The 13,295-nt window shown below is 72.4% G+C and carries 14 protein-coding genes; 2 read left to right on the plus strand and 12 right to left on the minus strand.

Annotated features, from left to right (window positions below; genetic code table 11):
* Positions 1 to 61: 61 nt before the first annotated feature.
* From mqo to ACFT2C_RS06685, 8 genes are all read right to left on the minus strand, one after another.
* Entirely contained in the window at positions 62 to 1,552 is a 1,491-nt protein-coding gene (mqo, locus tag ACFT2C_RS06650) for a malate dehydrogenase (quinone) (RefSeq protein ID WP_377206235.1), read from the minus strand.
* A 102-nt stretch (positions 1,553 to 1,654) separates the two neighbouring features.
* The gene (locus ACFT2C_RS06655) at positions 1,655 to 2,326 is read right to left on the minus strand and encodes a maleylpyruvate isomerase family mycothiol-dependent enzyme (protein WP_377206236.1); all 672 of its coding nucleotides are present in this window, start codon (positions 2,324 to 2,326) and stop codon (positions 1,655 to 1,657) included.
* A gap of 91 nt (positions 2,327 to 2,417) precedes the next feature.
* A complete protein-coding gene (locus tag ACFT2C_RS06660) occupies positions 2,418 to 3,071 on the minus strand; it encodes a pyridoxal 5'-phosphate synthase (RefSeq protein ID WP_377206237.1) in 654 nt (217 codons plus the stop codon).
* Complete coding sequence (locus ACFT2C_RS06665; protein WP_377206238.1) at positions 3,068 to 3,628, minus strand: TetR/AcrR family transcriptional regulator; 561 nt, start codon at positions 3,626 to 3,628, stop codon at positions 3,068 to 3,070. The genes ACFT2C_RS06660 and ACFT2C_RS06665 overlap by 4 nt, the downstream gene beginning before the upstream one ends.
* 67 nt (positions 3,629 to 3,695) lie before the next feature.
* Complete coding sequence (locus ACFT2C_RS06670; RefSeq protein ID WP_377206239.1) at positions 3,696 to 3,914, minus strand: SCO4848 family membrane protein; 219 nt, start codon at positions 3,912 to 3,914, stop codon at positions 3,696 to 3,698.
* A gap of 89 nt (positions 3,915 to 4,003) precedes the next feature.
* The gene (gene eis, locus ACFT2C_RS06675) at positions 4,004 to 5,227 is read right to left on the minus strand and encodes an enhanced intracellular survival protein Eis (RefSeq protein WP_377206240.1); all 1,224 of its coding nucleotides are present in this window, start codon (positions 5,225 to 5,227) and stop codon (positions 4,004 to 4,006) included.
* 78 nt (positions 5,228 to 5,305) lie between these two features.
* Positions 5,306 to 5,941, minus strand: a complete 636-nt coding sequence (locus tag ACFT2C_RS06680; RefSeq protein WP_377206241.1) for a GNAT family N-acetyltransferase — start codon at positions 5,939 to 5,941, stop codon at positions 5,306 to 5,308.
* 132 nt (positions 5,942 to 6,073) lie between these two features.
* On the minus strand, positions 6,074 to 6,610 hold the full coding sequence (locus tag ACFT2C_RS06685) for a GNAT family N-acetyltransferase (RefSeq protein WP_377206242.1): 537 nt from the start codon (positions 6,608 to 6,610) through the stop codon (positions 6,074 to 6,076).
* A gap of 87 nt (positions 6,611 to 6,697) precedes the next feature.
* Here ACFT2C_RS06685 and ACFT2C_RS06690 point away from each other — a divergent pair, with 87 nt between their 5' ends.
* Positions 6,698 to 8,086: an MFS transporter gene (locus ACFT2C_RS06690; protein ID WP_377206243.1), complete on the plus strand. Its 1,389-nt coding sequence runs from the start codon at positions 6,698 to 6,700 to the stop codon at positions 8,084 to 8,086.
* Positions 8,087 to 8,204: 118 nt separating this feature from the next.
* On the opposite strand, the gene ACFT2C_RS06695 is transcribed toward ACFT2C_RS06690, so the two are convergent.
* From ACFT2C_RS06695 to ACFT2C_RS06710, 4 genes are all read right to left on the minus strand, one after another.
* The gene (locus ACFT2C_RS06695) at positions 8,205 to 8,744 is read right to left on the minus strand and encodes a GNAT family N-acetyltransferase (protein WP_377206244.1); all 540 of its coding nucleotides are present in this window, start codon (positions 8,742 to 8,744) and stop codon (positions 8,205 to 8,207) included.
* The gene (locus tag ACFT2C_RS06700; RefSeq protein WP_377206245.1) at positions 8,741 to 9,220 is read right to left on the minus strand and encodes a VOC family protein; all 480 of its coding nucleotides are present in this window, start codon (positions 9,218 to 9,220) and stop codon (positions 8,741 to 8,743) included. Before ACFT2C_RS06700 ends, ACFT2C_RS06695 begins: the two co-directional genes overlap by 4 nt.
* A gap of 122 nt (positions 9,221 to 9,342) precedes the next feature.
* The gene (locus ACFT2C_RS06705) at positions 9,343 to 10,266 is read right to left on the minus strand and encodes an NADP-dependent oxidoreductase (protein WP_377206246.1); all 924 of its coding nucleotides are present in this window, start codon (positions 10,264 to 10,266) and stop codon (positions 9,343 to 9,345) included.
* Positions 10,267 to 10,324: 58 nt separating this feature from the next.
* The gene (locus tag ACFT2C_RS06710) at positions 10,325 to 12,868 is read right to left on the minus strand and encodes an ATP-dependent DNA ligase (protein WP_377206247.1); all 2,544 of its coding nucleotides are present in this window, start codon (positions 12,866 to 12,868) and stop codon (positions 10,325 to 10,327) included.
* 101 nt (positions 12,869 to 12,969) lie between these two features.
* Here ACFT2C_RS06710 and ACFT2C_RS06715 point away from each other — a divergent pair, with 101 nt between their 5' ends.
* Complete coding sequence (locus tag ACFT2C_RS06715; protein WP_377206248.1) at positions 12,970 to 13,293, plus strand: glutaredoxin domain-containing protein; 324 nt, start codon at positions 12,970 to 12,972, stop codon at positions 13,291 to 13,293.
* Positions 13,294 to 13,295 lie beyond the last annotated feature (2 nt).

Consider the following 13,295-nt stretch of genomic DNA (forward strand, 5'->3'; position numbering starts at 1 on the left):
CCATTGCGCTTGGTTCCACGGCTGGAACCAAGCGCAATGGCGTTCTCGAAGCGGACCTTCGTCAGGCGCCCGCCGTGACCCGCTGGTCGGTGAGCTGCGCGGTGTCGTAGTCGACGCCCCCGCCGAGGCTCGGCATCATCGAGGTGAGCTGGGGCTTCCACTCGTCGTACTTGGCGGGGAAGCAGCGCTCCAGCAGCCCGGTCATGGCGGCGACGGCGGTCGAGGCGCCCGGGGACGCGCCGAGCAGGCCGGCGATGGTGCCGTCCTGGGACGCGACGACCTCGGTGCCGAACTCCAGGACGCCGCCCTTGCCCTTGACCCACTTCATCACCTGGACGCGCTGGCCCGCGGTGATCTGCTCCCAGTCGCCGGGCTGCGCCGTCGGCATGAACCGCTGCAGCTCGTGGAACTTGGTTTCCGGAGCGGCCGCGACCTGGCCGACCAGGTAGCCGGTGAGGTCCATGTTCTTCGCGGCGACGCCGAGCATCGTGCCGATGTTGTGCAGACGCAGCGACGTGATCAGGCCGAGGTACTTGCCCTTCTTCAGGTAGTTCGGGCTGAACCCCGCGTACGGGCCGAACATCAGGTAGCTCTTGCCGTCCACGATGCGCGTGTCCAGGTGCGGCACGGACATCGGCGGGGCGCCGACGTCGGCCTTGCCGTACACCTTGGCGTTGTGCTGGGCCACGATCTCCGGCGACGCGGTGCGCAGGAACTCGCCCGAGATCGGGAAGCCGCCGTACCCGCGGGCCTCCTTGATGCCCGACGCCTGCAGCAGCGGCAGCGCGCCACCGCCCGCGCCGACGAAGACGAACTTGGCGGTGACGGTACGACGGCGGGTGCCCGCGTTCCAGGAGCGGTCGCGCAGGGTGAGGCGCCAGCGGCCGTCACGGAGCTTCTTCAGGCCGCGGACCTCGTGGTTCACGTGCAGCTCGGTGTTGTTCGCAGCGGCGAAGTCGATGAGCTGCTTCGTCAGCGAGCCGAAGTCGACGTCCGTGCCCGCGGCGGCGCGCGTCGCCGCGATCGGCTCGTCGGCGTCCCGGTCCAGGGTCATCAGCGGGGCCCACTGCCCGATGACGGCGGGGTCGGAGCTGAACTCCATGTCGCTGAACAGCGGGTGCACGCTCAGCGCCTCGTAGCGGCGGCGCAGGAAGTCGACGTTGTCGGCCCCGCGCACGAACGTCATGTGCGGCGTGACGTTGATGAAGTCCGTGCCCTCCATCAGGCCGGCGGTCAGCAGGTGGTTCCAGAACTCGCGCGAGGTGTGGAACTGCTCGTTGATCGTCACCGCCTTGGAGATGTCGACGGAGCCGTCCTTGCGCTCCGGCGTGTAGTTCAGCTCGCAGAGAGCGGAGTGGCCGGTGCCCGCGTTGTTCCACGGGTTCGACGACTCGAGAGCCACCTCGTCCAGGCGCTCGTAGATTCCGATACGCCAGGTCGGCTCCAGGATCGTGAGCAGCGCGCCGAGGGTGGCGCTCATGATCCCTCCGCCGATCAGCGCGACATCGACCTCTTCGGAGGGACGCGGGGCTGTCTGGAGGTAAGAAGTCACGGCAGAAACATTAGCGGGCTTGTGAAAAGCGGAACGAGCGCTGTGGCGTGAATCACGTGATGTGTTCCGTGACCTCGCTCACGCGCGCTCGTCCCGCCGGCGTCACCGGGCCGGGAGGGCGGACGGCCAGGGCCCCAGCTCGGGCAGGTCACCCCGCAGCGGGGTCTCCGGGACGCGCCCGGCCAGCCAGGCGGTGACGTCGCGGGGGTCGCCGGCGACGTCGGCCACGGACACGCCGTCGGGCAGGCGCACCGCCAGGAACTCGCGCAGGTGGGCGCACAGGGCGTCGTCCCACGTCTCGTACCCGACCTGGCGAGATGTGCCGGCGAGGGCATCGACCGAATGGATCCGCACCTCGCGCCACCAGCCGAGCAGGCAGCCCGACAGCGGCCCGCTCCGGTACCCGCTCGGGGCGTCCCAGAGCGGCGAGCCGGGCTCGGGCCAGGTCCGCGCCATCTCGTCCCGGAGGGCGCCCAGCACCGCCAGGTGCTCGGCGACACTACGGCCGGAACCGGCCTCGATCCCCGTGTCGCGGGCCTCCTGGCTCGCGTAGACGGGGACCACCTCGCCGCGTTCGGCGGCCCGCGCCTGGCCGAGCAGCGCGGCGCCGACGCCGGCGACGTGCGACAGGACGTGCCCGCGGGTCCAGCCCTCCAGTGTCGACGGCCCGGCGAGCTCGTCGCCGGTCAGGTGCCCGACGGCGTCCAGCAGCGCGTCGAGCCCGGCCGCCGAGTCGGCGAGGGCGTGGGGGATCGGGCCGGTGCTCGTGGTCATGGGTGTCCCTTGGTCTCAGTGGTATCGATCAGTGCGGGTGTCAGACGTCCAGGTCAGCCGGGTGACCTGGACGTCTGACAGGTGACGTGGGTCAGGGCCACGTCAGGCTTCGCGTCCAGCCCTCGGCGTCCGCCCGGTACAGCAGGCGGACGTGCGGGCCGTCGTCGGGCGCCTGCCAGAACTCGACCTCCGTCGGGGCGAGCACGTACGCGGTCCAGTCCGTGGCCGCCAGCTCGGGATCGGCGCTGACGGCGCGCAGCGCCTCGGCGAACGCGCGCTGGTACTCCGCCAGGGAGGCGAGCGGCTCGCTCTGCCGGTTCACCAGGCCCGCCGCGCGGGACGCGTCCGGCCGCGCCAGGAAGTCCGCCCGGCTCGCCTCCGGCCCGGCCGACGCCGCGCTGCCCGTCACCTTGACCTGGCGGCCCAGCTCGGGCCAGAAGAACGTCATCGCGGCATGCGGGTTCGCCGCGAGGTCGCGGCCCTTCGGGCCCGTCGACTGCGACGCGAACCACCATCCGTCCGCCGTCACGTCCTTGAGGACCAGCGTGCGGGCGTGGACGTGCCCCGCGGCGTCGGCGGTCGAGAGCGTCGCGGCCTGCGGCGCCAGCAGGCCGCCGTCGATCGCCTGGTCCATCCAGGCCACGAACAGCTCGTGCGGCGACGGCGGGACCGCCCCCGGGTCGAGCTCCGGCAGCCCGGGCCGGGCGAAGGCGGGCAGCGCGCGCAGGCGCTCGCGGAAGGTCACGGGGTCTCCTTCTGGGTCAGCAGGCCGACGAAGCCGCGCACCGCTGCGGTGAGGGCGTCGGGGTCCTGCGTGGCGCGGGCCAGGACGTACCCGCCCTGGATGATCGCGAGGGCGGCGTGCGCGCGGTCGCTCGCGGCACCGTCGGGCAGGCCGGTCTCGCGGAAGATCGTGGTGATGGCGCCGAGCAGCCGCACGAAGTAGGCGTTGAGCACGTCGCGCAGGCCGTCGTCGTCCATCACCGCCTGGTCGGAGGTGTGCCGCCCGACCTTGCAGCCGGCCAGTGCGTCGCGCGGCCGTTCGAGGTAGGCGACGATGCGCTCGACGGCGGGGGAGTCGCTGCCGAGCGTCCGCATCGCCTTCGCGAGGGCGTCGTCCACGGTGGCGCCGATGGCGGCGACCGCGAGGTCGTGCTTGGTGGGGAAGTGGTGGTAGAGGCTGCCCTGCCCGACGCCCGACGCCGCCAGGACCGCACGCGGGCTCGTGGCCCCGACGCCCTGGACGGCGAAGAGTTCCTGTGCTGCGCCGACGAGGCGTTCGCGTGCGCTGGCTGTGCTCATGCCGGAACCATACCTACCTCCAGGTATGGCGGCAACCCACGACACCCATGGGCGCTGGCGTGAGGGGTCAGAACAGGGTGAGGACGCCCAGCACGCCGACCGCCAGGGCCAGGGCGAGCGAGACCGTGATCAGGACGCTGTGCACGGTGAGGAACCTCGTGGCGCGGCCGTCGGCGTCGCGCGAGCGGGGGTCGGCGGCGATGCGCTGCCAGAACCGCGGCCAGATGAGCAGGTTCCACAGAGCGGTGACGATCAGCACGACGGACCAGGCAACGGGAATATCCACGGCCTCAGTATGGGCTCTTGTTGTGGGCGTGACCGTTGCGCCTAAAACGGTCAGGTAGTCGCAACGGTCGCGCCCACAACAAGGCCCGGTCAGAAGTAGTCGCGGACGTGGAGGCGGCGGCCCGCGAACAGCGCGGACAGGACGGCGTCCTGGTCGGGCAGGCCGGTCAGGTGGCCCGCGATCCGCAGGTTCGCCGCCGACTCCGCCCCCGCGTACAGCAGCGCCAGCCCGTTCGGGCTGAGCACGGGTCGCTCGTGGTGCGCGTCCTCGACGGCGATTGCGTCGCGCTCGAGGTGCGTGACGCCGTCCGACACCGTGAGGGTCCAGGCGCCGGCCAGATCCTGCCCGCCGCGGACGGCGAACGGGACCCGCGCGCCCTCGAGCGGCGCCTGAACGCCACCCAGCGCGCCTGCGACGTCCAGGATCCGCAGCATGTAGGGGTTGGCGGCGTGCACGGTCGAGGTCAGGTCAGGCAGCACCAGCCACGCGGGATCCAGGCCCGACGTCGAGACGCGCGCCGTGCCGACCACCGTCGAGAAGCTGCCGAGGGTGCGCCACAGGGCGCGGGCGGCGTCGGGCGTCAGGGCGATGAGGTCGTCGACCTCCATGACGGCCGTGGCGGGGGTGTACCCGTCGCCGCGGTTCCAGCTCGCGAAGCCGACGACGTCGCCCGCCGCGCCCGCCGAGCCGCCGGCGGAGACCGCGAGCGTGACCCCCGTGTAGTCGGCGAAGAACTTCTCGGGCGGGGTCCAGAACGGCTTCTCCGCCCGCGAGACGGGCCCGTTCTGCGCGGCGGCCCACGCGCGGTGGACGGCGACTATCGCGTCGAAGTCGGCGACGCCGGCCCGGCGGGTGACGACGCCGTCGGGTGCGGCGACGCGGCCCAGGTTCTGCACCGGCACGTCGACGTCGTCGAACGAGCCGACCACCTCGTAGCCGAGCCCGCGGTAGATGCCCGGCGCGGTCGGGAACAGGGTGGAGATGACGTCGCCGCGGTCGCGTGCCTCGTCGAGGGCGGCTCCGAAGAGGCGCGCGAGGTGGCCTGAGCCGCGCCGCTCCGGCGCGACGGCGACCCCGGCCACGCCCGCCGTCGGGACCCGCGCGCCGTGGAACCACGACGTGAATCCGTAGACGCGCAGGCGGGCGGCCAGGTCGCCGTCGTCGAACGCGCCCCACTCCCGGAAGCCCGCCGCCGCCCACTCCTCGCGGGTCGGGACGGGGCGGCCGGCCGCGGGCGTGCCGAAGGCCTCGGCGCCCAGTCGCGTGTAGTCCGGCTGGTCGGCGTACTCGACGGGGCGCACGGTGAGACTCATGGAGCCGACCCTAGGCAACGCGTGGCGGGCCCGGCGAGCCCAAAAGGCGCCCGCGGGCCCGTTTGGGCGGGCTCCGGGTCAGTCGCCGAAGTAGGCCACCTGCTCCTCGGCGGGGTGGGGGCGGAGCAGCGGGGTGCGCGTGACCTCGAGCGGCTCGGGCGTGAGCAGGCCCGACAGCTCGGCGTCGGCGGTGCGGTCGCCGGGAGTGATCCCGTCGTCGGACACGAGGTCGCGCTGGAAGAGCACGGCGTCGTGCCACTGGCCGAGCTTCCAGCCGATCTTCTCGAAGGTGCCCGCGTGGCGGAATCCGGCCGCCTCGTGCAGCGCGACCGCCGGGTCGTTCGGCAGCACGATGCTGGCGACGGCGCGGTGGTACCCGCGGCGCGCGAGCCGCGCCAGCAGGCTGTCGTACAGCATGCGGCCGCCACCGGTGCGCTGGTGGCCGGCGGCGACGTACACGTTGGTCTCGAGCGTCCAGCGGAACGTCGGGCGGTCGGCGAACGGCTTGGCGTAGGCGAAGCCGGCCACGGCGCCGTCCCGCTCGAGCACCAGCCAGGTCTCCCGGCCGAAGAACCGCTCGATGCGGCGCGTCATCTCGCGCGCGTCGGGCGGGCTGGTCTCGAAGGTCGCCGCCGAGTCGGCGACGAAGGGCGCGTAGATCCCTGCGCAGGCTGCGGCGTCGTCTGGTGTCGCGACGCGGACGATGCTGTCCATGGACGGATCCTGCCGTGCACCAGCCGGGCGGGATGATCGCAACCCGGAATTGACGGCGGTCGGTCGAGCGGGTAATCGGCCCCACCCCGGTCAGGGCCTGGCGGTCCGGGCACAGTGGTCAGGGCCCAGCGGTCAGGCGGGCTCGCCGACGGGCGGTGCGCCGCCGAGGCCGGGCGCGAGGTCCTTCTGCAGGCGCATGACGTCGCGCCACTCCCCGTGCTTCCACCCGATCCTGCGGAAGGTGCCCACCACCTCGAACCCCAGCGAGACGTGCAGGCCGAGGCTGGCGTCGTTCGGCAGGGCGAGGCCGGCCACCAGACGACGGTAGCCGCGTTCGGCGAGGCGCTCGAAGAGCGCCTCGTACAGCGCCCGGCCCGCCCCGGTCCGACGTCGGCCGGCCTCCAGGTAGACGCTGGACTCGACGGACCAGCGGTACGCCTCGCGCGAGGAGTACGGCGCGCCGTAGGCGAAGCCGACGACGTCGCCGCCCGCCTCCTGCGCCACGAGCCACGCGTGGTGGGCCGAGCAGCTCGCGATGCGCTGCGCCATCTCCTCGGTGCTCGGCGGCTCCGACTCGAAGCTGATGTGGGTGTGGCGCACGTAGAAGCCGTAGATGTCCGCGCAGGCCGCGGCGTCGTCGGCGGTGGCGGGCCGGATCGACAGGTCCATGAACCGATCGTGCCGGACATTCGGTCCAGGACGAAGAGGCCGGCGACAGGCGGGGCGAGTGTCGGTGGCTCGGCATAACGTGTGCCCGTGACAACGCTCCAGAGACGGGTGCTCCTCGTCGCCATCCTCGCGTCCTTCGTGTCGTTCCTCGACGGCACGGTGGTCAGTGTCGCGCTGCCCGCGATCGCGCGCGAGCTCGGCAGCCCGGGCGAGGCAGGCCTGGCCCTCCAGCAGTGGGTGGTGGACGCCTACCTCGTGACCCTCGGCTCGCTGATGCTCGTGGCAGGCTCGGTGTCGGACGTCTACGGGCGGCGCCGGGTGCTGGCCGTCGGGCTCGCGGGGTTCGCGGTCGCCTCCGTGCTGTGCGCGGTCGCGCCGACCGGCTCTGTCCTCGTCATCGCCCGCGCCCTGCAGGGGGTGGCAGGCGCCCTGCTGGTGCCCAGCTCGCTGGCGCTGATCGTCGCGACGTTCAGCGGCGAGGCGCAGGCCCGCGCGATCGGCCGGTGGACGTCGTGGACGACCGCCGCGCTCATCGTCGGCCCGTTCGTCGGCGGCATGCTGGTCGACTTCGTGTCGTGGCGCTGGGTGTTCTGGATCAACGTGCCCGTGATCGCCCTCACCCTCTGGCTGCTGCGCGGCGTGCCCGAGGCGGAGGGCGAGCCGGGCCGCCGGATCGACATCCCGGGTGCGGCGCTGGCCGCGTTCGGCCTCGCGGGAGTGGTGTTCGGGCTCATCGAGGGGGAGCGGCTCGGGTGGATGTCGCCCGTCATCCTGGTGTCCATCCTCGCGGGCGCCGCGATGCTGGTGGCGTTCGTGCTCTACGAGCGCCGGGCGGCCGACCCGATGCTGCCGCTGCGCCTGTTCCAGGCGCGCAACTTCGCGTGGGGCAACCTCGCCACGTTCGCGATCTACGGCGCGCTCTCGCTGGGCGGGTTCGTGCTCACGCTGTTCCTGCAGCAGGTCGCCGGGTACTCCGCCACCGAGTCCGGGGTGGCGCAGCTGCCGACGACGCTCGCGATGATCTTCCTGTCCGCATGGTTCGGCACCCTCTCGGGCCGGTACGGAGCGCGACTGTTCATGACGGTCGGGCCGATCGTCGCCGGGGTGGGGTTCCTCCTCATGCTCGCTATGGACGAGACCGCCTACTACCCCACGCAGGTGCTGCCCGGCCAGCTCGTGTTCGGGCTCGGCCTCGCGATCACGGTGGCGCCCCTGACGGCGGCCATCCTCGGCGCCGTCCCCACGCACGACGCCGGCATCGGCTCCGCGGTGAACAACGCGGTGGCGCGCGTGGCCGGGCTGGTGACCGTGGCGTTCGCGGGGATCATCACCGGCGGTGTCCTCGACGTCGCCTCGTTCCACCGGGCGCTCATCGTAACGGCGGCCCTGCTCTTCATCGGCGGGGTGCTGTCGCTGGTGGGTATCCGGAACGTGCGCGGGGTGGATCCGAACCAGGCCCTGGCCAAAGCTGGTTAGGTACCGTGCGCGTCGGCGTCGTACCGAACCGCCGGGTAGTCGGCAAAGTGTCAGGTCATCGGTAGCTCGGAATGCCGATGACCTGACGTTTCGCCGACCAGGCGAAGGCGAGAGCAGGTCAGCCGTAGACCGGCGGGTAGTCGATGACGCCGCGCAGGGTCTGGTCCGCCGGGTCGTACGCCGGCAGAAGGTACACCTGGACCGCGTCCGGCGGGGCCCAGTCCGGCACCGGATGGTCCAGCTCGAGCCCGTGCTTGCGCGCCGGCACGAAGCCGAGCGCGCCGTAGTACGTCGGGCTGCCCTCCAGCATGACCAACGACTCGCCGGCCTCCTCGGCGCCGGCCAAGGCCGCCCGCACCAGGGCCGAGCCGATGCCCTGCCGCTGGCGCTCCGGACTGACGGCGAGCGGGGTCAGCATCGCGATGGTGCGCCTACCGGCGTCGCTGATGACCGTGCAGCCGGTGATCATGACGTGGCCGACCACCTCGCCGTCGGACTCCGCGACCAGCGACGTCGCCGGGCGGTAGATCCACGACTCGCGGATCCGGTCGACGCCGTCGGCGACGGCGACCTCGTCGTCGACGAAAGCCGCGACCAGGACCTTGCGGATCGCGGGGAAGTCCTCCGGCCGTTCAGGCCGGATCGTCCAGTCGCTCATGCCTCGACCGGCCCTGCCTGCGCGGCCTGCGCGGCCTGCGCGGCCTGGTCGGCCGGCTCGCCCGACTCGGTCGGCGCGGACTGCTCCTCGACCTCGGCGAGCGAGCGGAGGACGCAGAACTCGTTGCCCTCGGGGTCGGCGAACGTCACCCAGCCGCTGCCGGGCCCGTACTGCCCCCGGTGGTCGCCGACGACCGTCGCACCGTGTGCGATCACGCGCTCGATCTCCGTGTCCCGCAGGTCCGCACGCGGGCGCAGGTCGAGATGCACGCGGTTCTTCACCGACTTGCCCTCCGGCACCTCGATGAACAGGACGGGCACGCCCCTGCCGTCGGGGTCGACGGTCATGCACTCGTCGTGGCCGGGCAGGTTCGGGTCGCCGGGTACGTCCTCGTAGCCGAGCACCGGTTTCCACCACTCGGAGAGCGAGTAGGCGTCGGAACAGTCCACGGTCACGTGCGAGATGAATGCTGTCATCCCGGGACCCTGGCACAGGCCGCCCCGGGCGGCCCAGACAAATTCGGCCCGAGTCGTCGGCAATAAGTCAGGTGATCGGCAGTCCGAGGTGCCGATCACCTGACGTTCTGCCGACCACGCGATCACACCCGGACTACCACCTTGCCGCGGGTGTGGCCCGTCTCGCTGGCCCGGTGCGCGGCAGCGGCGTCGGCCAGGTCGAAGACCTGAGCGACCTCGACCGACAGCTTGCCGGCGTCGAACAGCGCGGTGAGCGCGTCGAGACCCGCGGCGGACGGGCGCACCCACACGTACTGCCCGCGGTGCTCCGTGCGGGCCCGCGGGTCCGCGATCGAGGTGATGGTGCCGCCGTCGGCCAGCACCTCGGCGCTGACGGCGACCGAGTCGCCACCGGCGAAGTCGAGCGCGACGTCGATGCCGCCGGGGGCGATCGCCCGGACCCGGTCGGCCAGGCCCTCGCCGTAGGTGACGGGCTCGGCCCCAAGGCTGCGCAGGAACTCGTGGTTCGCCTCGCTCGCGGTGCCGATGACCCGCGCGCCCAGCTCCTTGGCGATCTGCACGGCGAACGCGCCGACGCCGCCGGCCGCCGCGTGCACCAGCACGGTCTGGCTCGCCCTGACGGCGGAACGCCGGATCGCCTGGTACGCGGTGAGGCCCGCGAGCGGCACCGCCGCGGCCTCCTCGAAGCTCAGCGACGCCGGCTTGCGGGCCAGGGTGCGCACGGGCGCGGCGACCAGCTCGGCGAACGTGCCGCCGTGCACGGTGTCCTTCCGCACGTAGCCGTAGACCTCGTCGCCCACCTGGAACTCGGGAGTGTCCAGGCCGACCTGCTCGACGACGCCCGCCACGTCCCAGCCCGGGATCGCGGGGAGCTGCATGTCGATCAGACCTTCCAGGTAACCGGAGCGGATCTTCCAGTCGACGGGGTTGACCGAGGCCGCCTTGACCCGGACCACCAGGGTGTCGGGGCCGATGTGCGGGTCCGGCTGATCGGTGAGCTCGAGGACGTCGGCGCCGCCGAACTTCGAGTACGTGATGGCTCGCATGCCGGCGACATTACCCGGCGCACAACAGGGGAATGGGCACTAAAAGTGTGCCAAGCGGTCACGCCTGACCCGGCAGCTCCACCTCGACGTCGCCGGGCGACTTGTCCGGGCGCCAGCCCCGCCACACCGAGTGCCGCATCCGGTGCTCGCCCGACGCCGCGTCGGTGCCGTCGGCCCAGTCGGCGAACGTCACCTCGCCCACCAGCTTCGGCGTGACCCACTGGGCGTCCGACGCGTCTTCCGCCGGGACGCCGGACGCGGCCGGCGTCTTGCGGGCCATGCCCTGGAGCCGGTCGGTGATCTCCCGGCGCTCGCGCTCGGTGAAGCCCGTCCCGACGCGCCCGACGTAGCGCAGGCCGGCGCCGTCGGCCCCGTGGTCCGGTACCGCCATGAGCAGCGAGCCCATCACCGAGGCGTTGGCCCGGCCCGGGCGCCAGCCCACGATGACCACCTCCTGCATGGCGCTGTGCTTGATCTTGAGCCACTCCCGGGAGCGCCGTCCGGCGTAGGTGGAGGTGCGGCGCTTGGCGACGACGCCCTCCAGCCGCAGGGTGCGCGAGGTGCGCATGGCGGCGTCGAGGTCGCCGTCGAACGCGGGTGGGACGTGCACGGGGGCGTGCGCCGTGACGAGCGCCTCGAGCAGCTCGCGCCGTTCGGTGTAGGGGCGGTCGGTGACGTCCTCGCCGTCGGCCTGCAGGACGTCGAAGAGCATGAGGTCGACCTGGACGCGGGCCCGGGCGCGTGTGACGTCGTGCTCCTTGCGGAGGTTGGCGCGGTGCTGGAGGCGGCGGAAGTCCGGGCGGCCGTCGCGGTCGAGGGCGACGATCTCGCCGTCGAGCACCACGGGGAGGCGGGCGGGGTCGACCTGGGCGGCGAGCGCCCCGAGCTCCGGGAACGTGATCGTGAGGTCCTGGCCGGAGCGGCTGACCAGGCGCACGGTATCGGGGTCCGGGACGTGGACGAGGGCGCGGAACCCGTCCCACTTCATCTCGAACATCCACTCCTCGGGCTCGGCCAGCTCGCCCCCCGATGCGGACGTGGCAAGCATCGCCCGCCATCCCCGAGCCTGTTGAGTGCTGGCTTTTCGCCCCTGATCGGCCTGTCGAGGGGGCGAAGATCCAGCACTCACCGGGTCGGGGTGGCCCGGCTGGGACTTGGTGAGGTGGATGAGCCAGTTGTTCTCCGCGTCGCCGTCGCGGCCGCCCGTGCGGATCAGGGCCAGGCGGCGGGACCCGCGCTCGGCGGAACGGAGGGTGACGATGACCTCGTCGTCGCGCCACTTCTCCAGGTCGTAGGTGCCGGAGTCCCAGATGGTGACCTCGCCGGCGCCGTACTCGCCGCCCGGGATGGTGCCCTCGAAGGAGCCGTACTCCAGCGGGTGGTCCTCGGTCTGCACGGCGAGGTGGTTCTTGGCCGGGTCGGTGGGCTCGCCGCGGGGGAGCGCCCAGCTCACGAGGACGCCGTCGTACTCCAGGCGGAAGTCCCAGTGGAGGCGGCGGGCGTGGTGCTCCTGGATGACGAAGGTCGGCTCATCGGTGGTTGAGCCTGTCGAAACCGGGGTCTCGGCACGCGGTTCCTGAGCCTGTCGAAGGGCGACCCGCGACGAGTCCGGCCCGAACGGCTCCGGGGTCTTGGCGGGATCGCGCTTGGCCCGGTAGGTCCCCAGCTTCTCGAAGGTGGCCAGGCGCTCCGGCGTCGGCTCCAGTGCCGAGAGGTGACCCTCCAGGAGCGGGGCGAGCAGGTCGCCGTCGGCCTCGATGCGGGCGACCACCTGGTCGGCGTCGAGCTGGGCAAGGCCCGGGTCCTCCAGCTCCTCCCAGGTGCGCGGCGCGGCCACCCAGGGCCGCTCGCGCCCGCGCAGGGAGTACGGGGCGATCGTGGTCTTGCTGCCGTTGTTCTGGGACCAGTCGACGAGCACCTTGCCCGAGCGCAGCTTCTTGCTCATGTCGCTGACGACGAGATCGGGATGCTCCGACTCGAGATGGCGGGCCAGCTCGTGCGCGACGGCGGAGACGGCGTCGGAGCTGAGGCGGGTGTCCTGCGCCTTGCCGAGGGCCGCGTACAGGTGGATGCCCTTGGACCCGGACGTCACGGGGAACGGCTCGAGGCCCATGCCCTGCAGGATCTCGCGGGCCCAGCGGGCGACCTGCGCGCACTCGGGCAGCCCGGCGCCCGGGCCGGGGTCGAGGTCCAGCACGAGGCGGTCCGGGTCCAGGCGCGCCCCCGTGCGGCCGAACTGCCACTGCGGCGTGTGCAGCTCGAGGGTCGCCGTCTGGCCCAGCCAGGTCAGGGTCGCGAGGTCGTTGACCAGCACGTAGTCGTTGGCCGAGGTCTTGTGCTGGATCGACCGGCGCTTGACCCAGTCGGGGGTGGAAGCATCGAGGTTCTTCTGGAAGAACATCTGCCCGCCGATGCCGTCGGGCCACCGCTTGCGCGTCGCGGGGCGGTTGGCGGCGTGCGGCAGGAGCACGGGTGCCACCTGCGTCAGATAGTGCAGCACCTCGCCCTTGGTGGTGCCCGACGCCGGGTACAGCACCTTGTCGAGGTTGCTCAGACGCAGGCGGTGCCCGTCGACCAGGACCGTCTGCTGCGTGGGCGCCATCAGACCATCGTGCCGCCGCCCGGCTTCCCGTGCCCAGGGGTCGTGGAAATCACTTGACTCGTGGTCGTGACCGCATCTCGAACTCCGCTAGGCTCCGGCGAGTGATTTCGGATGACCTCGTGATCGACGCGCCCGCAGCGCCCCCGGCGACTGCCGGCGACGCCCCGACGCTCGCCCGACCTGAGCAGCTCACCGTCTACGGTGCCGAGTGGTGCCGCGACTGCCGCCGCAGCAAGGCGGTGCTCGACGTCCGCCGCGTGCGGTACGTCTACGTCGACCTCGTCGCGGAGCCCCACCGGGCCGACGAGGCCGAGGCGCTGACCGGGCACAAGACCATCCCGGTGCTGGTCTTCCCCGACGGCTCGCAGCTCGTGGAGCCCACCAACGTGGAGCTCTGCGCGAAGCTGGACCGCTCCGGCCTCTGACG

The organism is Promicromonospora sp. NPDC057138 (genome assembly GCF_042670845.1).
Taxonomy (GTDB): domain Bacteria; phylum Actinomycetota; class Actinomycetes; order Actinomycetales; family Cellulomonadaceae; genus Promicromonospora.

What these genes read in the sequence shown, in the direction of transcription:
- ACFT2C_RS06655 (WP_377206236.1), bottom strand. Translation starts at nt 2,326, where the DNA reads ATGACCACGAGCACCGGCCCGATCCCCCACGCCCTCGCCGACTCGGCG.
- ACFT2C_RS06665 (WP_377206238.1), bottom strand. Translation starts at nt 3,628, where the DNA reads ATGAGCACAGCCAGCGCACGCGAACGCCTCGTCGGCGCAGCACAGGAA.
- eis (WP_377206240.1), bottom strand. Translation starts at nt 5,227, where the DNA reads ATGAGTCTCACCGTGCGCCCCGTCGAGTACGCCGACCAGCCGGACTAC.
- ACFT2C_RS06680 (WP_377206241.1), bottom strand. Translation starts at nt 5,941, where the DNA reads ATGGACAGCATCGTCCGCGTCGCGACACCAGACGACGCCGCAGCCTGC.
- ACFT2C_RS06685 (WP_377206242.1), bottom strand. Translation starts at nt 6,610, where the DNA reads ATGGACCTGTCGATCCGGCCCGCCACCGCCGACGACGCCGCGGCCTGC.
- ACFT2C_RS06695 (WP_377206244.1), bottom strand. Translation starts at nt 8,744, where the DNA reads ATGAGCGACTGGACGATCCGGCCTGAACGGCCGGAGGACTTCCCCGCG.
- ACFT2C_RS06700 (WP_377206245.1), bottom strand. Translation starts at nt 9,220, where the DNA reads ATGACAGCATTCATCTCGCACGTGACCGTGGACTGTTCCGACGCCTAC.
- ACFT2C_RS06705 (WP_377206246.1), bottom strand. Translation starts at nt 10,266, where the DNA reads ATGCGAGCCATCACGTACTCGAAGTTCGGCGGCGCCGACGTCCTCGAG.
- ACFT2C_RS06710 (WP_377206247.1), bottom strand. Translation starts at nt 12,868, where the DNA reads ATGGCGCCCACGCAGCAGACGGTCCTGGTCGACGGGCACCGCCTGCGT.